Origin of the sequence: Microbispora triticiradicis (assembly GCF_005864065.1) — a bacterium.
GTDB classification, from domain to species: Bacteria; Actinomycetota; Actinomycetes; order Streptosporangiales; family Streptosporangiaceae; genus Microbispora; species Microbispora triticiradicis.
The window spans coordinates 587,468-610,838 of the sequence record NZ_VANP01000002.1 but is presented as its reverse complement, the minus strand read 5'-3'; the positions used below and the strand labels follow the sequence as shown (position 1 = coordinate 610,838).

Genomic DNA, 23,371 nt, shown 5'->3' with positions numbered 1-23,371 from the left:
ATCATGAAGAAGCCAGGATGGACGCGTCGCCCCCGAGCGGCGCTGTCCCTGGCACTTGCCGTCGGCGCGGCGTCGTTCGCCGTGGTGACCGCGACAAGCCCGGTGCACGCCGTCACGCGGCCGCCGCTCGGGCAGAACATCAAGGTCAACCAGGTCGCCTACGCGCCGGGCGCGGCGAAGCAGGCGACCGTCGTCAACTCCTCCACATCGCCGCTGACGTGGAGCCTGCTCAACGGCTCCGACCAGGTGGTGGCGACCGGGACCACGACCGTCTTCGGGCAGGACGCGCCGTCGGGCGACACCGTTCACAAGATCGATTTCTCTTCGTACACCGGGACGGGCACGAACTTCGTGCTCACCGTGGGCAACGAGTCCAGCCGGCCCTTCGACATCGGCGCGGACGCCTGGAAGAAGCTGCCGTACGACGCGCTCGCGTTCTTCTACCACCAGCGCAGCGGCATCGCGATCAACGGTCAGTACGTGGGCGGCCAGTACGCCCGGCCCGCCGGGCACCTGAACGTCTCCCCCAACCAGGGCGACAACAACGTGCCCTGCCGCACGAGCTGCGGGTACACGCTGGACGTCCGCGGCGGCTGGTACGACGCCGGTGACCACGGCAAGTACGTGGTGAACGGCGGCATGTCGGCGTGGCAGCTCGTCAACGTCTACGAGCGGGCCAAGTATGTCTCCGGCGCCGACCCCGCGGCCTTCGGCGACGGCACCATGGCCATCCCGGAGCGGGGCAACGGCGTGCCCGACATCCTGGACGAGGCCCGCTGGGAGATCGACTTCATGCTGAAGATGCAGGTCCCGGACGGGAGGTCGCTGGCGGGCATGGCCCACGCCAAGATCCACGACCAGGCGTGGACCGGCCTGCCGCTGCGGCCCGACCAGGACCCCCAGCCCCGGCTGTTGTCGGCGCCCACCACCGCCGCGACGCTGAACCTCGCCGCGTCGGCCGCGCAGTGCGCCCGCGTGTGGGCCTCCATCGACTCGGCCTTCTCCAGCCGCTGCCTCACCGCCGCCGAGAAGGCGTACGCGGCGGCCAAGGCGAACCCGTCCATCATCGCCCCGAGCAACGACGACCAGGGCGGCGGCTCGTACGTCGACACCAAGGTGACCGACGAGTTCTACTGGGCGGCCGCCGAGCTGTACGTCACCACGGGCAAGCAGACCTACCGCGACGCCCTCACCGGCTCGTCCCTCTACTACGGCAGGAGCTTCACCAACGAGGGCGCCCAGTGGTCGGAGGTCGGCTCGCTCGGCGACATCACGCTCGCGCTCGTCCCGAACGGCCTGACCTCCACGATCGGGACGCAACTGCGCAACCGCTTCGTGAGCAACGGTGACACCCTGCTCACCGCGATGCGCAACCAGGGCTACCCCGTGCCGTTCGCACCGACCGGCGGCGGCTACATCTGGGGCTCGAACAACCTCATCCTCAACAACGCCGCGCTGCTCGCGCTCGCCTACGACTTCAGCGGGCAGGAACGCTTCCGCAACGGGGTGTTCGAGACGATGGCCTACGAGTTCGGCCGCAACCCGCTGGGCCAGTCGTACGTGACCGGGTACGGCGACCAGCCCTCGCGCAACGTCCACCACCGGTTCTGGGCCCACCAGCTCGACTCGTCGCTGCCGATCGCGCCACCCGGCGCGCTGGCCGGCGGCCCCAACAGCGGGCTGCAGGACCCGGTCGCCCAGGAGAGGCTCGGCGGGTGCAGGCCGCAGAGGTGCTACCTGGACGACATCAACGCCTGGTCGGTCAACGAGGTCGCGATCAACTGGAACGCGGTGCTGGCCTGGGTGAGCGCCTGGACCGCGGAGAAGGCCGGCGCCTCCGCGAGCCCGTCGCCGTCGGCTTCGCCCTCGGAATCGCCCAGCCCCAGCCCGTCGCCGTCCCCCTCACAGAGCCCGTCTCCCTCTCCGAGCCCCTCGCCGTCGCCCTCGCCTTCGGCGAGTCCCTCCCCGTCGCCCTCACCCTCGGCGAGCACGGGTAAGGCGTGCACCGCGACGTACGCCGTCACCAGCCAGTGGCCCGGCGGCTTCGGGGCGACCGTCACCGTGAAGAACACCGGCACCATCGCCACCAGCGGATGGACGGTCGCCTGGACCTTCCCCAACGGCCAGACGATCACCCAGCTCTGGAACGCCTCGCACACGGTGAACGGATCGGACGTGAAGGCCGTGAACCTGTCCTGGAACGGCGCGCTCGGCGCCGGCGCCTCCACCTCGTTCGGCTTCAACGGCTCCTGGAACGGCACCAACTCGAATCCGTCCCAGGTGACCTGCACCCCCGTCTGACGAGCACAGGCGTCTGACGAGCACGGGCCCCGCGCGGCAACCCCGCGCGGGGCCATCCGGGTGGTCGCCAGGGCCATGGTCACCAGCGGTGGCCCGGACGACACGGCCGGCGTCCTCGGCCGGCCGGTCCGTGACAGCGCTGGTTCTTCAGGCGGCGTGCTGGTAGGCGGAGTAGGTGAGGTAACCGGTGTCCCCGCCCTGGTACCAGGTGGACTCGTCGTGCGGTGCGATCGGCAGCCCCTGGCGCAGCCGCTCCACGAGGTCGGGGTTGGCGATGAAGGCGCGGCCGAAGCTGATCAGGTCGGCGCCGCACCCCAGCCAGTGGTCGGCCGCCGCCCTGTCTGTCTGCCGGGGGCCCATCGGGAAGACCGGGTTGACGATGAGCGTGCCGGGCCAGGCCTTGCGCAGCCCGAGGAGCACCTCCTCGTCGGCCGTGGCCTCGAGGTGGACATACGCCAGGCCCAAGGGGGCCAGCTCGGCGAGCAGCGCGCCGTACAGGCCGGGAACCTCCGTGTCCTCCGCGCCCCAGAAGCCGGCGCCGGGTGAGAGGCGGATCCCGGTCCGGTGGCCGCCCACCGCCTCGACGGTCGCGGACACCGCCTCGACGGCGAACCGGATGCGGTTGGCGATCGAGCCGCCGTAGGCGTCGGTGCGCAGGTTGGCGGTGCTGGAGAGAAACTGCGCGATGAGATAGCCGTTCGCGCCGTGCAGCTCCACGCCGTCGAAGCCGGCGTCGACGGCCCGGCGGGCGGCTTCGGCGTAGGACCGGGCGTGCTCGGGCACCTCGGCGGTGGGCAGCGCCCGCGGCACGGGTGCCGGCTTGGGCCCTGCCGGGGTGAACACCTCCCCCGGCGCGGGGACGGCCGACGGGGCCACCGGCCGCATGCCCGTGGTGTCGGGGTGGGAGACGCGGCCCCCGTGCATGATCTGGGCGAAAACACGACCGCCGTTGGCGTGGACCGCGCCGGTCACCGGCCGCCAGGATTCGGTCTGCTCGTCGGTGTACAGCCCGGGGGTGCCCGGATTGGACTGCCCGACGAGGCTCGGCTGCACTCCTTCGGTCACGATGAGCCCGGCGGTGGCACGCTGGGCGTAGTAGGTCGCCATGGACGGTGTCGCCAGGCCGCCCGCCGCCGCGCGTACGCGGGTCATCGGGGCCATCACCACACGGTTGGGCAGGGTCAGCGCGCCGAGACGGTAGTGATCGAACAGGGACGTCATTACTGCGTGCCTCTCAGGTGCTTCGCGGATGGTCGCGTCCGCCGGCTGGACAATGACCACGCTAGAACCTGACACTGACGTTAGATGCAAGTGTTTCGAGTGGCGATTTCCCAGGAGAGGTTCGATGCGGATCGGGGAACTGGCGTCACGGGCCGGGGTGAGCGTCCGGTCCCTGCGCTACTACGAGGAGCAGGGCCTCATCACCAGCACACGCAGCGCCGGCGGCCAGCGTCACTACACCGACGGCGAGGTCGAACGGGTGGAGTTCATCCAACGCCTGTACGCCGCCGGGCTCTCCAGCCGTACGATCGCCGAGCTGTTGCCGTGCGTGGAATCGCCGAGCGAGCAGAACTCCACCGAGGCGTTCGAGCGGCTGGTGCGGGAGCGGGACCGGATCAGCCGGCACGTCGAGGAACTCGTGACAGCCCGCGACGCCCTCGATCGGCTCATCGACGCCAACCGCGCGCACCACGGGCGGCTCGCCGCCCGCTGACCCTCGGGGACGCGCCGCCGTCGTGCGGGCGGGTGAGCCCGTGCGAACGGCGGCGGACCCCAGGGCGCTCTGCAGCCGTGGTCACCAGCGGTGGTGGACCTGGGGGCGGATGAGGTCGTCGTAGACGTTGCGGACCTCGTCCTGCGCCTCGGCGGTGAGGGGCGGGAACTGCGCCGCCGCCGCGTTGGCCTGGGCCTGCTGCGGGTTGCGGGCGCCGGGGATCACGACGCTCACCCCCGGCTGGTCGATGATCCAGCGCAGGGCGAACTGCGCCAGTGTCATGCCCTCGGGCACGAGTCCGCGCAACCGGTCGACCGCCTGGAGGCCGACGCCGTACTCCACGCCGGAGAAGGTCTCGCCGACGTCGAACGCCGCGCCCTGGCGGTTGAAGTTGCGGTGGTCGTTCTCGGCGAAGACCGTCTGCGGGCCGTACTTGCCCGACAGGAGGCCGCTGGCCAGCGGGACCCGGGCGATGATGCCGACCCCGGCCTTCTCCGCGGCGGGCAGGACCTCTTCGAGCGGCTTGAGCCGGAAGGCGTTGAGGATGATCTGCACGGTGGCCACCCCCGGCCGCGCGATCGCGGTCAGCGCCTCGGCGACCGTCTCCACGCTGACGCCGTACGCGGCGATCCGGCCCTCGGCCACCAGCGTGTCGAGCCCGTCGAAGACCTCGTCGGTGTCGAAGACCGTGCTCGGCGGGCAGTGCAACTGCACCAGGTCGAGCGTGTCGACGCCCAGGTTCTCCCGGGAACGGTCGGTCCAGGCGCGGAAGTTGTCCAGAGTGTAGGCGTCGGGCGTCTGCTGCACCCTGCGGCCCATCTTGGTGGCGACCGTCAGGCCGGGCCGCTCCTTGATCAGCTTGCCGATGATCTTCTCACTTCGGCCGTCGCCGTACACGTCGGCCGTGTCGATGAAGGTGGTCCCGGCCTCGACCGCGGCCCCGAGCGTGGCCAGCGCATCGGCCTCGCTCACCTCGCCCCAGTCGGCTCCGAGCTGCCAGGCGCCCAGCCCGACCACGCCCACCCGCCTGCCTGTCCTGCCCAAAACGCGCTGCTCCATGATGTCAGATCGTAGCGGGGCAGCTCAGGGAGCAGGCGGCGTGGACTGGAGGTGGCGTACGAACCAGTCGCGGGCGAGCCGCGCGACCGTCTCCAGGGCGCCGGGCTCCTCGAACAGGTGCGTGGCGTGGGGCACGATCTCCATGCGGACGTGCGCGGTGAGCGACTCCATCGCCTCCCGGTTGAGGCCGATCACGATGGGATCGCGCTCCCCCACGATCAGCAGCGTCGGCTGGCGCACCGCACGCAGCGCGTTCCCCGCGAGGTCCGGCCGGCCGCCGCGGGAGACCACCGCCTGTACGACGCCCGGCCGGGTGGCGGCGGCGACGAGCGCGGCCGCGGCGCCCGTGCTGGCCCCGAACAGCCCGACGGGCAGGCCCCGGGTGAGGTCGTCGCCGGGCAGCCGGTCGGCCAGCGCCCCCACCCGGGCGGCGAGCAGGCCGATGTCGAACCGCAGGTGCCCGGTGAGGGCGTCGGCCCGCTCCTCCTCGGCGGTGAGCAGGTCGGCGAGGACCGTGGCCAGGCCGGCCCGCTGCAGTTCCCCCGCCACGTAGCGGTTGCGCGGGCTGTGCCGGCCGCTGCCGCTGCCGTGGGCGAACAGCACCGCTCCGCGCGCGTCCCGGGGCACGGCCACGTCCGCGTCGAGGACGACCTCGCCCACCGGGATCCGCACGCTGAGCTCGACCTCGCTCATCGCAGCCTCCTTCGGAACGCCGCGCCTCCGCGACCGGTGGCCATACCCCCGGCGAATTACGACAAACCGGACGTCAGGCGCGGCGCGAGCGGAGCGCCTTCAGCACCCGCACTCCGCCGTCGCCGCCCGCCGCGCCGTCACCGCCCGCCGCGCCGTTTCCCGCGCCCCCGACGATGTGCCGGTACTCCTCCGACTCCATCGGGCACAGCGCGATCCGGCCGTCGGCGTCGAACAGCAGCCCCCAGCCGTACTTCTTGGGCAGCGGCGATCCCCGCAGGCACGCCTGCGGGCGGGAGAAGAAGTCCTTCCGCAGCGCCGCGCGCCGCTCCTCCGTCAGGTCCGGAAGGTCCTGCCGGCGCAGCCAGCTCTCGAACAGCACGTCCTCCTGGGTCAGGCCGTACGGCGCGCCGGAGATCATCTCGTACTGCAGGACGGCGACGGTCGGCCTGCCGCCTCGGGGCTCGGGCACCTTCGCGGTGGTCACCGGGCAGTCGTCGGCGACCGCGATGAGCGTCGAGTAGTAGTTCAGGTCGTCGGCCACGCTTTCACTATGCCCGAGACGACGCGCACGGCCGCCCGGCGGTCAGGCGCCGGTACGGGAGGGGGTCGGCGGGCGGGGCTCCGGGATGAGGAGCACGTCGCCGGGCAGGCCGGTCACGTGCGGCACGCCGCTGCCCTCCCGGGCGTCCAGGTCGACCCGGGTCCCCGCGAGGTGCATGCCGGAGATGCGCAGGTCGCCGAACCCCGCCGGCAGTGCGGGCGCGATCCACACCTTGCCGTGCGGCACCCAGGGGTCGATGCGCAGCAGGAGGCGCACGAGCTGGATCGGCGCGGCCGACGACCACGCCTGCGGGGAGCACGAGGTCGGGTAGGGCACCGGGAGGTTGAACTCGCCGCGGTCGAAGCCGCAGAACAGCTCGGGCAGCCGGTCGCCGAAGGCCCGGGCGGCGTCGAGCAGGCCGCAGGCCACCCGCTGAGCCTCCTCCACGAAGCCGTACCGCATGAGCCCGGCCGCGGCCAGCGCGCTGTCGTGCGGCCACACCGAGCCGTTGTGGTAGCTCATCGGGTTGTAGGCGCCCATGTCGGAGGCGAGCGTGCGGATGCCGAAACCGGTGAACATCCGGGGCGAGAGCAGGTGACCGGCCACCGAAGCCGCCTTGTCCCGGTCGACGATGCCCGACCACAGGCAGTGGCCCATGTTGGAGGCGAGGGCGTCGATCGGCCGGCCCTCGTGGTCGAGCCCCACGGCGAAGTAGCCGCGGTCGGGCAGCCAGAACCGCTCGTTGAACCGGGCCCGCAGCTCCGCGGCCCGCCCGCGGTAGTGCCGCTCGGCCTCGGCGTCCCCCGCCTCGCGGGCGAAGTAGTGGCGGGCGAGGTAGGCGGCGTAGACGTATCCCTGCACCTCGGCCAGCGCGATGGGCGGCCGGGCGAGGGCGCCGTCGGCGAAGTTGATCCCGTCGAAGGAGTCCTTCCACCCCTGGTTGACCAGGCCCTGGTCGGTCTTGCGCCGATACCACAGGAACCCGTCGCGCATGCCGTACCGCTCGATCCACTCCAGCGCGGCGTCGGCCTTCGGGAGCAGCCGCCATGCCGCCTCGGTGTCGAGACCCCAGCGGCGCAGCTCGCCGAGGAGGACGACGAACAGGGGGCTGGAGTCCACCGAGCCGTAGTAGGCGTGCCCGCCCACGCCAGCGCTGTCCGGCCGGGCGCCGTACCGCAGCTCGTGCAGGATCTTGCCCGGCTCCTCCTCGGTCATCGGGTCGGCCTTCGTGCCCTGCAGGTCGGCCAGCCGGCACAGCGTGCCGTACGCAATGCCGGGGTCGAGCGGCAGGACCAGCAGCGAGGTGAGCAGCGAGTCGCGGCCGAACAGCGTCATGAACCAGGGCGCCCCGGCCGCCACGCTGGGCGGCAGGTCCGGGTTCCCGGGATCGAACAGCCGCAGCGCGCCGATGTCCTGGTGGGACTGCCGCAGGATCGCGCCGAGCGCGGCGTTGGAGGTGGTGACCTCCGGCAGGCTCCGGTCCCACTCGAACAGCCGCCCCGCGTGCTCGGCGAGCGCGGGCGTCAGCCGCTTGTGGCAGTACCACGCCTCGGTCTCGACCCCGTTGATGATCGGGTTGACCTTCAGTGCGGCCCTCCACTCGCCCCGCGGCGGCACCACCGCCCGGAACAGGAGCATGCGCGGAGCCGGCACCGCCAGCACCGGCGTGTCGCCGGCCTCGGCCGTCACCCGCGCTCCCCGGGCCTTGCTGACGGAGAACATGCGCAACGAGCGGTCCTCCGCCGCTGTCGTCACGTCGGCCACCCAATGCACCCTGTGGGTCTTCACCTCGAACAGGTCGCACACGTCGGAGCCGACGAGCAGGGTCACGACGAGGCCGGCCGGCTCGTGGGACATGTTCCGGATGACGAGGTCCTCCGACAGTCCGCCGCCGACGTACCGGTCGCGCGTCACCAGCAGGGTGCTCTCCACCTGGCCCGGCCTGGGCGCGGCCCGGCCGAGGAACATCGCGTGGTACGGCTCGCCGGTGACGACCTGCAGTTCCTCGATCGGGCCGTCGTCGACGCGCAGCTCCCACTGCGACAGCAGCCGGGTGTCGGCGTAGTAGATCCCCTGGGCCGCTCCCGGCAGGATGTCGCCGTTGCGGGACGACACACAGAACGAGCCCCCGGCCACCAGCGTCATGGTGCCCGCGCCGATGGGGCTGGGCTGCCCCTCGAACGTCCACCCGCCCGTCATGCCGATCCCCCCGGCCCGCACACCCGTCGACGCTGCCGTCATACCCCTCGGCCTCGCCGCTTCTCACCCCTTATCCCCAGTTATGTCGGGATGTTCTGTCCGGCCGCCGCCGGCGCCGCGCGGTCCCGGCAGGGTGGGGTCCTGCCGCGGTTTACCCCTTCATGACCTGGGGTTTCCTACTCTGCCGTCATGCGCAGGTGGGTGAGTGCGGAGGGGCACGAGGTGGACTCCGTCGTCATCGAGGGCCGGCGGCTCCTGCGAGTGCGCCATCTGGGGTATCACGTCGGCTTCTGCGCCACCGTCGAGGAGGTGGCCGTCCACGTGGACCTGGCCGACCTGGTGGAGGTCGTCGACCTGCGACGGGCCGGACGCCCGCACGCACGGCGATGAGGGGTGAGCCGGTCCCGGCCGGCTCACCCCTCGGTCGTCCCACTGCCGCCCACGCGGCGGTGGGGGTCAGTCCCAGCCCGGCATCGAGAAGGGGTCGGCGCTCCTCGGCCTGGCCTGGCCCTTGGCCTTGATCACCTTCTTGGCCCCGGTGGCCGGCTTCGCCGGCCGGAGCCATGCGTCCGCCGCCTCGTCGTCCTCCTTCTTCTGCCGGCCGGTGGGCGCGCCGGTCAGGTCGTCGCCCGACAGCTTCGCGTAGGTGGGCTTCTGCGTGGAGGGGTTGAGGAAGATGTCCCGCGGCGCGTTCTGGCCGTTGGCGCCACCGTTGGCGCCACTGTTGGCGTCGCCGCTGTTGTTCCTCGCCGGCATGGTGAACATGCCGCCGTTGCCCAACGGCATGAAGCCGTTCGTGCCGCCGGGCTCCTGGCCGGCGGCCCCCTGCTTGCCGCCCGCCTGGCCCGCGCCCTGCGGAGCCCCGGCCGCCTGGCCGGTGTTCGCCTGGCCCGCGTTCCGCGGGCCTCCGGCCGCCGGGCCGCCCATGCCCTGGGCGCCGGCCTCGTCGTCCGGCTTGGTGAACGGGGTGACCTTCGCGCCCTTGTCCAGGATCTCCAGCGCCTTGGACGCGACGAAGTCGGGCTCCTCCGGGTGGTTCATCGCCATCGCGGCGATCTTCTTGCCGGGCGACAGCTGCTCCTTGGCGGCCATCGGGCTCTGGTCGGCTGGCGCCGGCCCCGACAGGAGAGCCGCGGCGAGTACGGCAGTAGCTATAGGCATGAGTATTTCCCCCGAATATTGGTGGACGGTACAAGAACGAAGGTAAGCGGCTGATGCCGGGCGTTCACGGACCTGACACTCAGTGTCCGGTCAAATAAGAGAATCGGCCGCTTCAGGACATAGGCCGCACCCCGCGCGGAGAATCGGGAGCGAAAAAGGGGTGGAAACGAATCCGGGGGTGTGCCGCATGCGGCACACCCCCGGAGGACACCGTCCTGGACGGCGGCCGGTCACCTCGGCATGAGGACCTTGTCGACCAGGTAGACGGTCGCGTTGGAGGTGGCGAGGTTCCCGCAGGTCACGGCGGCGTCGTTGACCTTGAGGTTGGGCGCCGCGCCCGAGACGGTGAGCTTGCGGCCTTCCAGGCTGGTCAGCTCGCCCTTCAGGTCCGCGGGCGCCTTCCGTCCCTTGACCACGTGGTAGGCCAGCAGCCCCCGGAGCGACTTGCGCTTGGCCAGCAGCTGGTCGAGCTGGTTCTTCGGGATCTTGCCGAACGCCTCGTTGGTGGGCGCGAACACGGTGATGTCCTGGGCGGAGTTGAGCGTCTCCTCGAGCCCGGCCTTCTTCACCACACGGGCCAGCGTGGAGAGCGACGGAATGTCGGAGAGCGCGGCGCCCACCGGCACCTTGGCCAGTTCGGCGGGACTGCCCTTGCCCGAGGCCGGGAGCGAGGCGCAGGCGGGCCCGACCGGCGACGCGGCCACCGAGGCCGAGGGCGTCGCGGAGGCGCCCTCGCTCGGCTCGGCGCTGGTGGTGGGGGTCTCGGTGGTCATGTCGGTGGCGGTCTCGTTGACCGCGACCGGGGCCGCGGAGTCGCCGCCCTGGCTACCGCACGCCGCGGACATCGACAGCGCCGCGGTCAGCGCGGCAAAGGCGAGCAGACGGGTTTTCATGATGGTGCTTCCTTAGTCGTGGAAAGGTCGTTGCTGGGTGGCGGGCCGGGCGCGGGCCTGTCCGTCAGGCCGTCTCGGGCGCGTTGTTCACCAGCCGCGCGGCCGCTGCTGCTGCCGGGGGCGCTGGATAACCTTCTTCCGCACGTGGGCCGGCGGGAACGACCTGGTCTTCTGCACTCCCTGCGCGGAGTGGAAGGTGAACGGCTTCGGCGCCTCGCCCGGCTTGCCGGGCGCCGACGCCGGCTGGAACACGACGTCGCGCGTCTTGGGATCGATCAGCGGGATGATCGAGGTGTTCGATCCCGACGGGCTGGCGTTCTCCGCGCCGCCGGCCTTCTCCCCCGGCCTGACGACGTCGCCGTCCGCGACCGGCCCGGCGTCCGCGCCGGGATCACGCGGCACGTCCGGGGCGCTCCCGGGAGCGGAGTCCGCGCCGGCGTCGCCCCGCTCGCCCGCCGTCCCGCCGGGCGCCATCCACGGCGGCGCCTGCGGAAGCATGAGCGGAGACTCCCCGTCCTGCGGCGCCCCGCCGGGTGTGAGAGCGAATGGTCCCGCCGGCCCCCACGACGGCGCGGCGTCGTTCGTGTCCGCGGTGGCCGTCGTCCCGGTCGGAGCCGGGTCCGGCGGCACGACGGCCGGCCCGGAGAGGAGGGCGGCGGCCAGTACGGCAGTGCAGAGAGGCATGAGACTCCCCCGAGGTCATGGATGGTACGAGCACGACGGTAAGCGCCGCACCAGGGAGTGATCACGCATCCCACGACCAATGTCCGGTCAAGCATGATGATCGGGCGCTTCACCCGCAAAGGTCCCATCACGCCCGCAAGCGGCCCGCCTGACGCGCGCCACGGCGGCGTGGAACGTACGGTTTCGGCGCCCCGGGGAAACGCCGGGGAAACGGAACGGAGATCAGGCGCCCAAGGGATCGCCCTTTTCCTGGATTCTCATCCCGAGTGCCGGCGGGACGAGGGGGTATGCGCGGGCCCATGAGTGACAAGCGCGAATCCGAGGAACAACCGAAGGTCGGCGACGAGGTGACCTGGAAGAGCCACGGCGGGACCGCCGAAGGCAAGGTCGAGAAGAAGATCACCGAACGGACCGAGGAGGCCGGCCGCACCGTGGCCGCGTCTCCGGAGGACCCGCAGTACAAGGTGCGCAGTGAGAAGAGCGGCGGCTCGGCGGTGCACAAGCCCTCGGCTCTGCACCCGAAGAAGTGACGCCCGGAGAAATGAGCCCGGAGAAGTGACGCCTGGAGAAGTGACGCCGCCGGGGGTCCTGCGCCGGGCGGGCCGGAGGCGCGCCCGGCGCGTCACGCACCCGCCCTAACCGAGCGTCTTCTTCCAGTGGAAGCCGCCGGGCAGGTTCACCGTCAGGGTGCGACGCCCGTCCGCCGTCTTGGTCACGCGGAAGGCGCGGCCGCCGTAGCTGTGGCCCACACCGCCGCGCGACAGGTTGAGTCTGAAAGGCCCCATCTTGATTGACTTACGGTAGCTCCAGCCCATCGTTTCCCTCCGTGTTTTCCGTGCCCCCGCGACTACCCACAGAAGCGAACAGCACACGCGCTCGCACAGAGGTGCATGTCGGGACGCATCGCCGCCGTCCTCGCCGTACAACTCCTGGTCACAGGGTGGGAACCTTTGTCCGGTGCAATGACGAGACGGCGGCTGGGACCGTGTAAAAACGATGCCTATGGCTAAGGATGGGGACGAGGAGCCGATCGCGGACGACCTGGAGGCCGTCACGTCCGCCGTGCTCACCGCGTCGCGGGTGCTCGTCGCGATCTCCGCACGCTCCCTCGCCTCCGCGGAGGACAGAGTCACACTGCCGCAGTTCCGGATGCTGCTGGTGGTCGGGCAGGGAGAGACCAAACTGGTCACGCTGGCCGAGAGACTCGGCGTGAATCCCTCGACCGCGATGCGGATGGCGGACCGCCTCGCCGCCGCCGGGCTGCTGAAGCGCGAGGTGAACCCGCAGAACCGGCGGGAGACGCTGCTGCGGCTGACCGACGTAGGCTCGCGCATCGTGGACGAGGTCACCGCCCGGCGCAAGGCGGAGATCGCGGCGATCCTCGCCCGGATGTCCGCTCCCCGGCGTCAGGCTCTGATCACCGCCATGCGCGAGTTCACCGACGCGGCCGGCGAACCGCCCACGACCGTCTCGTTCCCGCTCGGCTGGCCCGATCCGTCCTCCTGACCCGTCGCCTGCACGGACTTGGTGATCCGGTACGCCCGCCGGAAGCCGGCCGGGCTCGCGGGGGCGGCGCACTCGCCGGGCACGCGGTCGTCACGCGGACTCAGCATCCGGAGGCGGCGCATTCCCCCGGGATGAGGCCGCCGGAGCCACCGGCCGTCGAGGGCGTGTCGTCGCCTCCGCCGGAGCCGGTGCCCGCGCCGCCCTTCGTGCCGCCGCCCTTCGTGCCGCCGCCCGCCTTTCCGGCCGGCCCGGTCTTCGCCTGGCCCGTGCCTCCGGGCGCCTGACCGGTGGACCCACCGGCGCCGGAGCCCGCGCCGGTGCCCGTGCCGTCTCCGGCTGGCGCCTGCGCGGAGCCGCCGTCCGCGCCTCCGTCCGCGCCGCCGCCCTCGGCGTCGCCCGCCAAGCCGTCATCCGCGCCGTCATCCGCGCCGTCATCCGCGCCGTCATCCGCGCCGTCCTCGGCGTCGGTTCCGGAGTCCGGTCCCGCCTCGGCGGGATCACCGGCGCCGTTCTCCTGCGCCGGCGCCGTCTGCTGCCCGGCACCGCCCGCGGAGGGGCCCGGGTCCGTGGAGCCGCGCAACGCGAAGCCCGCGCCCGCCGCCGCGAGTACGGCGACCAGGATCACGGCGACGATGACGAGGGGCTTCCTGCTCTTCGTGCCGGACGGCTCGTCGCTGGAGAGGATCTCCTGACGAAACTGATCATCCTGGCTCGTCTGTGAGGGGACGCGCCCGTACATGTGAGACAACTCCCAGCGGTCGTATCGGGGGAAAGCTCCACGGCTTCCGCGGGTGGCTGCCCACCCTAGCCGCGCGAGTCGCCGAATTTCACAGACACCCGCAAACGATCTCGAACTCCCAGAGTGTTCCCAGGCGCCTCTCCGGCCGGTCAGCCGAGGAGGTGGAACGGCTCCTGCGCCGCGGCGGGGCCGGACACCCCGGCTCCCACGACCTCCTGGCCGCGCCGCTCGCCGCCGTACCCCTCCCGCCGCGGGCCACCCCTTCGGTGCCGTCCGCCGGACGTCGCCGCCGCGGCGGCCCTGAAGCGCAGACCGGTCACCGCGGTCGACACGAGCGCGAACAGCAGACCGGCCGGCAGGACGGCGTCGCTCGGCGAGAAGGCCGTGCCCGGCGGCTGCCCGTGACCCGCGGCCATGCTCCGCGTGGCCGACGCCGCCGCCCCCTGGACCACCGCCCCCTGGACCACCGCCCCCTGAACCGCGGCGTCCGCCGCCACGGGCTGGACGGTGACGGTCACCTTCGGGATCACCTTGACCTTGCGTGGCAGGCCGTACCCGACGATCTTGCTGGAGTCGCGCACCTTGCGCTTGAGCCAGACGCCGTCGACGTTGCCCTCGATCGTGTGGACCTTGCCGCCGACGACCTTCTCGACGATGCCGACGTGGTCGATGTCCTTGATGCGCTTCGACCCCGACCAGTCGAAGAAGACCACGGCCCCGGGTTCCGGCTCGCGACTCCAGGCGCCCTGCTGCTCGAACCACTTGGCGTGCCGGGTGGTCAGCGCGAACTCGCCGACGTGGTCCTGCACGCCGGCCCGGTCGGCCGCCCACGAGACGAACATGTCGCACCAGGGAGCCGCCTTGAAGTCGGAGTCCATGGCGATGTTGTCGGCGTACCACTCGCCGAACTTGGTCGGCTTCCCGGGCCGTTCCCGGTAGCCGAGCTCCGGGCGTACGGCGTCGAGCAACTGCTGTGCTATCGGATCGGTAGAAATCGAAGGCTCCTATGGCGCGCGTCAGAACATGACGAACCCGCCGCCGGGCACGACGGCATGCGGGCATGACCGTCACACCGACCGTCACGCCGGCGGACGCACCGGCGGACACGGCCGCGGCGGTCCCCGGGCGGGCGGGGTCGGACGGGATTCAGAAACGGGAGATGTGGCAGCCCGTCACGGGCGCGCCGTCACCCCGGAAGCCTGGAGACGTTCCAGGGCGGGCATGTGGTACGGCGACGGAGGCCGGACCGGGTGGGCAGGTGGAGCGGACACTCCACGCGCTCTCCTCTCCTTGGCCGCCTACCGGGTTAGCTGACGGGTTCGGGCCAGGAGTAGCCCTACCGGATGGTCCGGATTCACCCCAGAGAGACGTGGGTCCCCGGTTCCCGGGTTCGATGACATCCGGGATTCGGCGGTCGCCGGTCGTCCTCGGGTTGAGGACCACGCACCGGCGCACTGACCGGAAGCATAGTAGATCACGAGTAGGACACGACCGAAAAACCGGCAAACGGGTCCATTTCTGCACCTTCTGCACCACGCTTCCGCAGGTCCTCGCCCCGACGGCACCTAACCGTGATATGCGCCACATCGCCCGGTACGGGCCCGTCTGGCACTCGGGCTCCCGTATGACGCGGGGTGATCACGATGGCGGGGCGTGAGCGGGCTCGGACCCTCTCACGCCCCGTCGATCCGGCCGGCCCCGCCGCGTCGGACCGCTGGCGTCGGACCGCAGGCGGCGGGCTGCCGCGCCGGCTACCACTCACCGCCGGGTGCGCCGACTCCTCTCCGCCGGCCGTGCTCGTGCTGCCGGTAGTTGGCCGCGAACGCGAGCGCGCCGAGGCCGAACAGGAAGATGATCGCTCCGGTGACCACGTTGTTCCAGATGGTCGCGGTGGTCGCCGGCTGGCCTCTGATCACCCACGGCGCGATGATCGCCCAGACGCCGAGCACCGGTGTCACCCAGCTCACGCCGTACGTCCGGCCGAACGCGGAGGCGCAGCTCAGCGCGAGCGCCGTGACGACCAGCCCGACGATCAGGTTGTTGACCGTCAGGCCGCCGAACCCGGTGAATCCCACGATCCACGGCGAGATGGCGAGGTAGAGGCCGGCGAGGAGCGTCACCGCGTCCATGACCTGCGCCGGGGCGGTCGATCCCGCCCGGTCGTACGTCTGGCGCAGCTCCGTGACGTCCGGGCGTCGAGCCAGACCTGGTTGCACCATGATGTGTCACCTCTTCTCCCAGGTGGCCGGGGGCCCGAGACCCCTCTCTTGCATCATGCAACCGGGGACGGCACGGAGGGGAGACCGCGAGACGCGCGGATTGCAGATGAAGTACATCTGTCAGGCAGATTGCACCGCCGCCGTCAGGGCCTCCGCCGTGTTGACGATCGAAACGTGGCTGTAGGCCTGGGGGAAGTTGCCCACCTGGCGACGGCGGCCGGGGTCGTACTCCTCCGCCAGCAGGCCGACGTCGTTGCGCAGGGACAGCAGCCGCTCGAACAGCGCCCGCGCCCGACTGCGCCGGCCCAGCAGGGCGAGCGCGTGCGCGAGCCAGAAGGAGCAGGGGACGAAGACCCCCTCCCCGCCCGGCAGCCGGTCCACGCCGTCGGCCTCCGGCCGGTAGCGCAGCACGAATCCGTCCTCCGTGAGCTCGCGGCACACGGCGTCGACGGTTCCCGCCAGGCGGGGGTCGTCCAGCGGCAGGAAGCCGAGCCGGGGGATCAGCAGCAGCGCGGCGTCCAGCCCCCTGGAGCCGTAGAACTGGGTGAAGGTGTTGCGGCCGGGGTCGTACCCGTGGGCGCACACGTCCTGGTGGATCTCCTCCCGCAGGGCGCGCCAGCGGCCCACCGGACCGTCGAGGCCCTGCCGCTCCACCGAGGCGACCATCCGGTCCGCGGCCACCCACGCGAGGACCTTCGCGTGCACGAACGGGCGGCGCGGCCCGCGCACCTCCCAGAGCCCGTTGCCCGGCTCGCGCCACGCGCCCTCCAGATAGTCCATGAACGCGCGCTGCAGGTCCCAGGCGTCCTCCTCCGGCCCCAGCCCCGCCTGTCTGGCCTGGTAGAGGCAGTCGATCACCTCGCCGTACACGTCGAGCTGGAACTGCCGGGCGGCGGCGTTGCCGGCCCGCACCGGCCGGGACCCCTCGTATCCCGGCAGCCGGTCGAGGGTCCGCTCGGGCATCCGGCGGCCGCCGTCGATCGTGTACATGATCTGCAGGTCGGCCGGGTCTCCGGCGACGGCCCGCAGCAGCCAGTCACGCCAGGCGGTCGCCTCCTCTGAGTACCCCGCCCCGATGAGCGCCTGGAGAGTGAACGCGGCGTCCCGCAGCCAGCTGTAGCGGTAGTCCCAGTTGCGGGAGCCTCCGATCAGCTCCGGCAGGGACGTGGTGGGCGCCGCGACGATGCCGCCGGTCGGGGCGTAGGTGAGGGCCTTGAGCGTGACGAGGCTGCCGGACACCGCCTCGGCGTACTCACCCCGGTAACGGCACCGGCCGAGCCACTCCCGCCACATGCGCTCGGTGTTCGCCAGCTCCTCGGCGGCCTCCAGCCGGTGCGGGCGGCTCCGCCACGACTCCTGCCAGGTGAGCACGAACGGCACCCGCTCCCCCGCCGCGACGGTGAACGAGGCGGTCGCGGCGCGCGGGCGCGACTCCTGCGTCAGCGGCACGGGAGACTGCAGCCACGCGGCGTTCGGACCGGCGATCACGGCCAGTTCGCCGCCGCGCTCGCGCGTCCAGGGCACCACCTCGCCGTAGTCAAAGCGCAGCAGCAGTTCCGTACGCATCTCCACCCGGCCACGCACGCCCTCCACGATCCGGACGACGTCGGGCGCCTCCTGGCGCGGCGGCATGAAGTCGAGGACCCGGGCGCACCCGCCGGGCACGTCCCAGGTCGTCTCCAGCACCAGCATGCCGTCGCGGTAGCGGCGCCCGGCGCAGGTGCCTCCCGCGGCGGGCGCCAGCAGCCAGTGCCCGGCCCGGTGCCCGCCCAGCAGGGCCGCGAAGCAGGCGCCGGAGTCGAAGCGGGGCAGGCACAGCCAGTCGACCGAGCCGTTCCGGCCCACCAGGGCGGCGGTGTGCATGTCGCCGACGAGCGCGTAGTCCTCGATCCGCATGGCGCCTCCCCTCACCCGTACGGCCGGGGCCGTACGCCGGGGACGCGGCGCGGCCGCGGCACACACGTACCCCGGCCCATCCCCGCGAATCGCGGCTTATCGCCGCCCGAAGACGTACCGCTCGACGTACTCGTTGGCGAAGACGCCCCGGGGGTCGTAGTGCCGTGCCAGGGCGGCGAAGTCGTCCATGCGCTCGTAGCGGGTGCGCAGGACGTCCGGCGGGAGGGTAAAGAGCTTCCCCCAGTGGGGTCGCGCCCCGAACGGCGCCAGGCGCTCCTCGATCGCGGTCAGCACCGGCGTCACGGCGGCCGGGTCCTTGACCCAGGTGAAGTGGAAGGCCACGGTGTCGCGCCCCTGGCTCGGGCTCAGCCAGAGGTCGTCGGCGGCGATGCTGCGGATCTCGGAGATCTGGAGGACCGGGGCGATGCGATCGCCGATCGCGCCGAGCGCCCGGAACGCCTCGGCCGCGTGCCGCCGGGGCACCATGTACTCCGCCTGGAGTTCCTCGCCGCTGCTCGGGGTGAAATCGGGCCGGAAGTGCGGCAGGCGCTCGAACCAGGGGCCGGGCCTCCCCATCTGGGTCGTGCAGTGCACCGGGGACACGCCGGGTACGGGGTGGCGCGGGCCGTCGGCCGGGGCCGCCCCGAAGAAGCCGTCCGGCTCGGCGTCGTCGAGGCCGCCGGAGGTGGGGGCGAGGCGTTCCTTGACCCAGACCTGGTTGACGCGCGAGGTCCGCCAGTCGGTGAACAGGCTCACGCTGTAGGCGGCGGACATGACGGCGTCGAACCGGTCGTCGAGCACCTCCGCCGGAAGCCCCTCGTACACGCGCTGCCGGACGTCGAACGCCGGCAGGAGATCGAGCGTCAGGGCGACGACGGCGCCGAGCGCGCCGAGCGACACGACGGCGCCCCCGAACCGGTCGCCGTCCGCGTCCCGGCTCAGCGTGACGAGGTCGCCCTCGGCGGTCACCATCTCGACCGCGCGCACCGACGTCGCGAGCCCGCCGTTGCCGTCACCCGAGCCGTGGGTGCCGGTCGCGCAGGAGCCCGCGACCGAGATGTGCGGCAGGGACGCGAGGTTGGGCAGGGCGTAGCCCTTCTCGTGCAGGCGCCGCCCGAGTTCGCCGTACCGCACGCTCGCGGCGACCCGGACGGCCGCCGACGCGGAGTCGATGTCGATCTCGGGGGGCAGGCCGTCCAGCGAGACGAGCGCGCCCGGTGAGTCGGCGATGTGGTTGAAGGAGTGGCCGCTGCCGAGGACGCGGACCTTCCCGCTCCGGGCGACCAGCCCGCGCAGTTCCTCCAGCGAGGACGGCCGGTCGGCCCGCCCGGCCCGGAAGGTGATGTTGCCCGCCCAGTTCGTCACGTCTTGAGTCACCAGATGAGTTTTACCGGAACATCACCCGCGCGCCGGGCCCGGCGGGGCTCCGAACGGCTCGGACGGACGGATCAGACGGGACGGCCGGGGACTCCTGCGAGGTACCAGTCGACGAGCTTGACCCTCTCGTCGGCCTGCCTGGCCTCCACCTCGGCCTGGGTCCGCGGCGCGCCCAGCAGCACGTCGTCGCCCGGCCGCCAGTTGGCCGGGCAGGAGACGCCGTCGCGGTCGGCCGTCTGCAGCGCCTCGACGAGCCGGAGGATCTCGGGGACCATGCGCCCCGCGTTCATCGGGTAGTAGAGGATCGCGCGGACGACCGACTCGGGGTCGATGACGAACACCGCCCGGACCGCCGCCGTGGCCGACGCGTTCGGGTGGAGCATGCCGTACGCGCGGGAGACGTGGGTGCCGACGTCGGCGATGACCGGGAACGGCACCCGCACGCCGAGCCTGTCCTCGATCGCCCGGGTCCAGGCGAGGTGGCTGTGCACGGAGTCGACCGAGATGCCGAGCAGGGCGACGCCGCGGGCCGCGAACTCCTCGGCGAGTTCGGTGAAGGCGACGAACTCGGTGGTGCACACCGGGGTGAAGTCGGCGGGATGGCTGAACAGCACCAGCCACCGCCCCGCGTAGTCGGCGAGCCGGACCGGCCCGTGCGTGCTCTCGGCCTCGAAGCCGGGGGCCCTGTCGCCGATGAGCGGCAGCCGGGTGGCCGGCTCCGCGGCAGCGGTCATGACGTGCTCCTCTCCGTCCGCTCACTGCGCCCGTACCCGCGATGACCGGTCACGACGACGCGCCGTTCGCCCCGGTTCGGTAATCGCCCGCGGCAGCGTCGCGACAGCCGCCGCGCCCGGGGAATGAACCTCGCGAGGGGGCGCCATGCGGACGACCACGCCGGTGACCGAGATCAGCCATCCGCTGTTCGCACGCTTCTACACGTGGTTCAGCCAGGTGCTCGACCGGCGGGGCCTCGCCGGGCAGCGGGAGGCGCTGCTGGCCGGGCTGTCGGGCCGGGTGATCGAGGTCGGCGCCGGCAACGGGCTGAACTTCGGCCACTATCCGCCGTCAGTGACCGGTGTGCTGGCCGTCGAGCCGGAGCCGCTGCTGCGGGCGGCCGCCCGCCGCGCCGCCCGGGCGGCCCCCGCGCGGATCGAGGTCGCGAGCGGCCTGGCCGAACGGCTCCCGGCCGCCGACGGGGGGTTCGACGCGGCGGTGGTCACCTTCGTGCTGTGCTCGCTGCCCGATCCCGGCGCCGGGCTGCGGGAGATACGCCGGGTGCTCGCGCCCGGCGGGCGGCTGCGCTTCCTCGAACACGTCCGTGCCGGGAGCCCCGGCTGGGCCCGCGCCCAGGACCTGCTGGACGCGACGGTGTGGCCGCGCCTGACCGGCGGCTGCCACACGGGCCGGGACAGCGTGGCGGCGATCGAGGCGGCGGGTTTCACCGTCGAGACCCTGGACCGGTTCGTCTTCGCCTGCGGCGTGCGCAACCCGATCTCCTTCTGCGTACGCGGCGTGGCCCGCCGCTGAGCAGCGCCCGTTGAACCGCGCCCGTTGAACCGCGCCCGTTGAACCGCGCCCGTCCCGGCGGACCGGCGCGGTCCGGCAGAGGTGTGGTCAGTCCGCGCTCGGCTGTGGTTGCCGGGCCGCCGTCTCGGGCAGCGCGGTCCCGGCCTCGTAGCGGCGGAAGGCCGGGACGGCGAACCCGGCGACCAGCACGAGGAGGGCGCACACGAGACCGCCGCCCGCCCAGGAGGGCACCAGCCCGAAGGCGTCCGCGGTGGCGCCCGCCCGCAGGTCGCCGAGGCGCGGGCCGCCCGCCACCACGACCATGAACACGCCCTGCAGCCGCCCGCGCATCTCGTCCGGCGCGTACGTCTGCAGGATCGTCTGCCGCCACACGGCGGAGGCGAGGTCGATCGCGCCGCCCACGGCCAGCAGCGCGACGACCAGCCACAGCGGCTGCGCCAGCGCCGCCGCGGAGACCGTGACCCCCCACAGGGCGATCACGAGCGTGAGCGCCACCCCCTGCCGGCGTACGCGGCCGATCCAGCCCGACAGCAGCCCGGCGACGACCGCCCCGATGGCGATGCTCGCCGACAGCCAGCCGAACGCCACGGCCGACCCGCCGAAGCGCTCCGCCGTCATCTCGGGGAACAGCGCCCGCGGCATCGCGAAGGCCATCGCGATGATGTCCACCACGAACGACATCAGCACGACCGGCCGGCTCACGACATAGGCGAGCCCGTCGGCGACCGACCGCAGGCCCGGCCGGGAGATCTCGCCGAGGGGCGCGAGCGACGGCAGCCGTACGGCGGCGTAGAAGCCCGCGCCGAACAGGACGGCGTCGATGAGGTACGCCAGCGCGTAGCCGCCCCGGGCGAGCACCACCCCGGCCAGCAGCGGCCCCACCACCGTGCCGATGCTGCTGACCAGGAAGTTGAGGGTGTTGGCCGCGGCGACCCGCTCGGTGGGGACGATCCGGGGGATGATCGCGCCGCGCGTCGCCGAGGTGACGGCGAAGCCGATCGACTGCAGGGCGATCACCGCGAGGATGAGGTGCACGCTGCCCAGCCCCGACCAGGCGTGCAGCAGCAGGGCGAGGGTCGACACCCAGGCCACGACCGACCCGGCGAGCAGCAGCCGCCGGCGGTCCATCGCGTCGGCCACCGCGCCGCCCCACAGGCCGAAGACGACCAGCGGGACGAGGCTCACCGGGCCGAGCATGCCCACCCAGAGCGACGACCGGGTGATGCTGTAGACCTGGCCGCTCACGGCCACCGCGGTGAGCTGGAAGCCGACGAACGACACGCCCTGGCCCACCAGCAGCCGCCGGTACGCCGGGATGGCCAGGGGCCGGGTGTCGAGTGCGACGCGCTTCAGAACTGCCTGAACCCCCGACACCCTTTACCTCACCGATCTGGGCAAATCAGCCAATTCGCGTACTTTACCCTGATCGTGTTACCGCGCCCCTCCGGGGTGGGCCCGGCGGTGGCGAGGTCGGTCGTGGCCGACACCTCAGTCGTAGCCGAAACCACGGGGCAGCGGCTCGTCGCGGAACAACCGGGCGGGGACGGCGTCGGCGAGCGCCCGGTAACCGGCCGGGTTCAGGTGCAGGCCGTCGCCCACGTCGTACGCCGGGAGCAGCCGCCGGGGAGCGGCCGGGTCGCGGGCGGCGCGGTCGAAGTCGATCACGGCGTCGAAGCGGCCGCTCGCCCGGATCCACTCGTTGACCGCCTGCCGGGACCGCTCCCGCAATCCGCCCGGGTCGTCGTAGGCGTCGTTGCCGCCGAACGGCGTCAGCGTCGCGCCGTACACCCGGACGCCCCGGGCGTGCGCGCGGCGGACGACCTGGTCGTAGGCGGCGACGAGGTCCTCGGCCACCTGCTTCTGGGCCGCCTCCGTCGCCTCGGCCGTGCCGACGTCGTTGACCCCCTCGAAGAGGACCAGCCAGCGCACCCCGCTCTGCGCGAGCACGTCGCGGTCGAGCCTGGCCAGGACGTTCGGGCCCAGGCCGTCGTCGAGCACCCGGTTGCCACCGGCCCCCTGGTTGACGATCGCCACCCCCGAGGTCGCGCGCCGGGCGTGCAGGCGGTCGGCCAGCCGGTCCGGCCAGCGGTCGTTCATGTTGGTGGTCGAGCCCCTGCCGTCGGTCAGCGAGTCGCCCACGACGACGGCCGCGGCGACCGAGGGCCCGGCCCACACCTCCACGCCGCCGAGGAGGTACCAGTGATCGACGGCCGCCGCTCCGGGCAGATCGGCGGCCTCGGTGTGGTCCCCGGCCAGCAGGTACGACGTGGTCCTGGAGCCCGGGTGCGAGGTGACGGCGGCGGAGCGCTGCCCGTCGGCCAGATGGACCGTCACCGAGAGGACGGACCGGGGCGCCAGGTCGAAGCTCAGCGGGTCGGAGACCGCCTGCGCCCCGGCCGGGACCACGACGGACGGACGGCCGTGGAAGGTCACCTGCCGCGAGGTCTCCGGCCGGATCTCCGCCGCCCCCGCCCGCCCGCCGCGGGGAAGCGCCACGGCGACCCTGGTGAGAGGCAGCGCGGCGCCGCCGAAGGCGTTGGAGAACCGCAGCCGCATCCGCCGCCCGCCCACGGAGACCCGCAGGGTCTGGCGCAGCGTGCTGCCCGCGAAGACGAGGCCTGTCCCGGCGAACGGCGCGGGCGGCATGTTCTCCGGCTCCGTGAGCTGCGGCATCGACGCCCAGGTGACGACCCAGTGACCGTCCGGCCCGCGCGCCGCCAGAGCTGTGCGCCGCCGGGTGGATCTTGACGCGTTGCGGATCATCTGCCTATCGTCCCGTCCAGCCAGGCCTTCGATCCACCCCCGGCACACTCCCTGCACACTCCCGGCACAACGGAGCACGGAAGGGCGAACCCTGCCTAT

At 72.6% G+C, this 23,371-nt stretch carries 23 protein-coding genes and 1 riboswitch; of the genes, 6 read left to right on the top strand and 17 right to left on the bottom strand.

Features of this window, described 5'->3' with window-relative positions; genetic code table 11:
* Window positions 1–3 precede the first annotated feature (3 nt).
* Window positions 4–2,301 carry a glycoside hydrolase family 9 protein gene (locus FED44_RS07760; protein ID WP_138460197.1) on the top strand — a complete coding sequence of 766 codons (2,298 nt, stop codon included), beginning with the start codon at window positions 4–6 and terminating at the stop codon, window positions 2,299–2,301.
* Window positions 2,302–2,448: 147 nt separating this feature from the next.
* On the opposite strand, the gene FED44_RS07755 is transcribed toward FED44_RS07760, so the two are convergent.
* Complete coding sequence (locus FED44_RS07755) at window positions 2,449–3,522, bottom strand: alkene reductase (protein ID WP_111699804.1); 1,074 nt, start codon at window positions 3,520–3,522, stop codon at window positions 2,449–2,451.
* A 124-nt stretch (window positions 3,523–3,646) separates the two neighbouring features.
* Here FED44_RS07755 and FED44_RS07750 point away from each other — a divergent pair, with 124 nt between their 5' ends.
* Window positions 3,647–4,015, top strand: a complete 369-nt coding sequence (locus FED44_RS07750) for a MerR family transcriptional regulator (RefSeq protein ID WP_111699803.1) — start codon at window positions 3,647–3,649, stop codon at window positions 4,013–4,015.
* 81 nt (window positions 4,016–4,096) lie between these two features.
* Here FED44_RS07750 and FED44_RS07745 read toward each other — a convergent pair whose 3' ends face one another.
* The 4 genes from FED44_RS07745 to FED44_RS07730 all read right to left on the bottom strand — a co-directional run bounded on the left by FED44_RS07745 (window position 4,097) and on the right by FED44_RS07730 (window position 8,549).
* Window positions 4,097–5,074 (bottom strand): aldo/keto reductase, encoded by a 978-nt coding sequence (locus FED44_RS07745; RefSeq protein ID WP_111699802.1) that lies wholly within the window; start codon window positions 5,072–5,074, stop codon window positions 4,097–4,099.
* Between the two features lie 24 nt (window positions 5,075–5,098).
* Complete coding sequence (locus tag FED44_RS07740; RefSeq protein WP_138460196.1) at window positions 5,099–5,767, bottom strand: dienelactone hydrolase family protein; 669 nt, start codon at window positions 5,765–5,767, stop codon at window positions 5,099–5,101.
* 73 nt (window positions 5,768–5,840) lie between these two features.
* On the bottom strand, window positions 5,841–6,308 hold the full coding sequence (locus FED44_RS07735) for a DUF6157 family protein (RefSeq protein WP_187406081.1): 468 nt from the start codon (window positions 6,306–6,308) through the stop codon (window positions 5,841–5,843).
* A gap of 42 nt (window positions 6,309–6,350) precedes the next feature.
* On the bottom strand, window positions 6,351–8,549 hold the full coding sequence (locus FED44_RS07730; protein ID WP_244301775.1) for an amylo-alpha-1,6-glucosidase: 2,199 nt from the start codon (window positions 8,547–8,549) through the stop codon (window positions 6,351–6,353).
* Between the two features lie 147 nt (window positions 8,550–8,696).
* On the opposite strand from FED44_RS07730, the gene FED44_RS07725 reads away from it, so the two are divergent.
* Entirely contained in the window at window positions 8,697–8,897 is a 201-nt protein-coding gene (locus FED44_RS07725) for a transposase (RefSeq protein WP_117408101.1), read from the top strand.
* Between the two features lie 66 nt (window positions 8,898–8,963).
* Here FED44_RS07725 and FED44_RS07720 read toward each other — a convergent pair whose 3' ends face one another.
* From FED44_RS07720 to FED44_RS35690, 3 genes are all read right to left on the bottom strand, one after another.
* Window positions 8,964–9,668 carry a hypothetical protein gene (locus FED44_RS07720; RefSeq protein WP_133305950.1) on the bottom strand — a complete coding sequence of 235 codons (705 nt, stop codon included), beginning with the start codon at window positions 9,666–9,668 and terminating at the stop codon, window positions 8,964–8,966.
* Between the two features lie 230 nt (window positions 9,669–9,898).
* A complete protein-coding gene (locus FED44_RS07715) occupies window positions 9,899–10,561 on the bottom strand; it encodes a fasciclin domain-containing protein (protein ID WP_138460195.1) in 663 nt (220 codons plus the stop codon).
* Between the two features lie 87 nt (window positions 10,562–10,648).
* Window positions 10,649–11,245, bottom strand: a complete 597-nt coding sequence (locus FED44_RS35690; RefSeq protein ID WP_167521416.1) for a hypothetical protein — start codon at window positions 11,243–11,245, stop codon at window positions 10,649–10,651.
* A gap of 299 nt (window positions 11,246–11,544) precedes the next feature.
* Here FED44_RS35690 and FED44_RS07705 point away from each other — a divergent pair, with 299 nt between their 5' ends.
* Window positions 11,545–11,775 (top strand): hypervirulence associated TUDOR domain-containing protein, encoded by a 231-nt coding sequence (locus tag FED44_RS07705; RefSeq protein ID WP_138460194.1) that lies wholly within the window; start codon window positions 11,545–11,547, stop codon window positions 11,773–11,775.
* 105 nt (window positions 11,776–11,880) lie between these two features.
* Here the strand turns inward: FED44_RS07705 and FED44_RS07700 are convergent, their stop codons facing one another.
* On the bottom strand, window positions 11,881–12,060 hold the full coding sequence (locus FED44_RS07700; RefSeq protein WP_138460193.1) for a DUF4236 domain-containing protein: 180 nt from the start codon (window positions 12,058–12,060) through the stop codon (window positions 11,881–11,883).
* Between the two features lie 187 nt (window positions 12,061–12,247).
* Here FED44_RS07700 and FED44_RS07695 point away from each other — a divergent pair, with 187 nt between their 5' ends.
* Window positions 12,248–12,751: a MarR family winged helix-turn-helix transcriptional regulator gene (locus FED44_RS07695; protein ID WP_138460192.1), complete on the top strand. Its 504-nt coding sequence runs from the start codon at window positions 12,248–12,250 to the stop codon at window positions 12,749–12,751.
* A gap of 100 nt (window positions 12,752–12,851) precedes the next feature.
* Here the strand turns inward: FED44_RS07695 and FED44_RS35685 are convergent, their stop codons facing one another.
* The 6 genes from FED44_RS35685 to FED44_RS07670 all read right to left on the bottom strand — a co-directional run bounded on the left by FED44_RS35685 (window position 12,852) and on the right by FED44_RS07670 (window position 19,716).
* Complete coding sequence (locus FED44_RS35685) at window positions 12,852–13,490, bottom strand: hypothetical protein (RefSeq protein WP_167521415.1); 639 nt, start codon at window positions 13,488–13,490, stop codon at window positions 12,852–12,854.
* A gap of 149 nt (window positions 13,491–13,639) precedes the next feature.
* Window positions 13,640–14,458: a CHAP domain-containing protein gene (locus FED44_RS36305; RefSeq protein ID WP_244301774.1), complete on the bottom strand. Its 819-nt coding sequence runs from the start codon at window positions 14,456–14,458 to the stop codon at window positions 13,640–13,642.
* A 311-nt stretch (window positions 14,459–14,769) separates the two neighbouring features.
* Window positions 14,770–14,913: riboswitch (cyclic di-AMP (ydaO/yuaA leader) on the bottom strand.
* A 328-nt stretch (window positions 14,914–15,241) separates the two neighbouring features.
* Window positions 15,242–15,709 (bottom strand): SPW repeat protein, encoded by a 468-nt coding sequence (locus FED44_RS07685; RefSeq protein ID WP_111699795.1) that lies wholly within the window; start codon window positions 15,707–15,709, stop codon window positions 15,242–15,244.
* Window positions 15,710–15,829: 120 nt separating this feature from the next.
* Window positions 15,830–17,605 (bottom strand): glycoside hydrolase family 15 protein, encoded by a 1,776-nt coding sequence (locus FED44_RS07680; protein WP_138460191.1) that lies wholly within the window; start codon window positions 17,603–17,605, stop codon window positions 15,830–15,832.
* 96 nt (window positions 17,606–17,701) lie between these two features.
* Window positions 17,702–18,982 (bottom strand): D-arabinono-1,4-lactone oxidase, encoded by a 1,281-nt coding sequence (locus FED44_RS07675; RefSeq protein ID WP_138460190.1) that lies wholly within the window; start codon window positions 18,980–18,982, stop codon window positions 17,702–17,704.
* Window positions 18,983–19,053: 71 nt separating this feature from the next.
* A complete protein-coding gene (locus FED44_RS07670) occupies window positions 19,054–19,716 on the bottom strand; it encodes a peroxiredoxin (RefSeq protein WP_138460189.1) in 663 nt (220 codons plus the stop codon).
* A gap of 145 nt (window positions 19,717–19,861) precedes the next feature.
* Here FED44_RS07670 and FED44_RS07665 point away from each other — a divergent pair, with 145 nt between their 5' ends.
* Entirely contained in the window at window positions 19,862–20,509 is a 648-nt protein-coding gene (locus FED44_RS07665) for a class I SAM-dependent methyltransferase (RefSeq protein WP_138460188.1), read from the top strand.
* A gap of 87 nt (window positions 20,510–20,596) precedes the next feature.
* Here the strand turns inward: FED44_RS07665 and FED44_RS07660 are convergent, their stop codons facing one another.
* Both FED44_RS07660 and FED44_RS07655 read right to left on the bottom strand, forming a co-directional pair.
* Window positions 20,597–21,883, bottom strand: a complete 1,287-nt coding sequence (locus FED44_RS07660) for an MFS transporter (protein ID WP_111699790.1) — start codon at window positions 21,881–21,883, stop codon at window positions 20,597–20,599.
* Between the two features lie 114 nt (window positions 21,884–21,997).
* Entirely contained in the window at window positions 21,998–23,272 is a 1,275-nt protein-coding gene (locus FED44_RS07655) for an SGNH/GDSL hydrolase family protein (RefSeq protein WP_138460187.1), read from the bottom strand.
* Window positions 23,273–23,371: the final 99 nt, after the last annotated feature.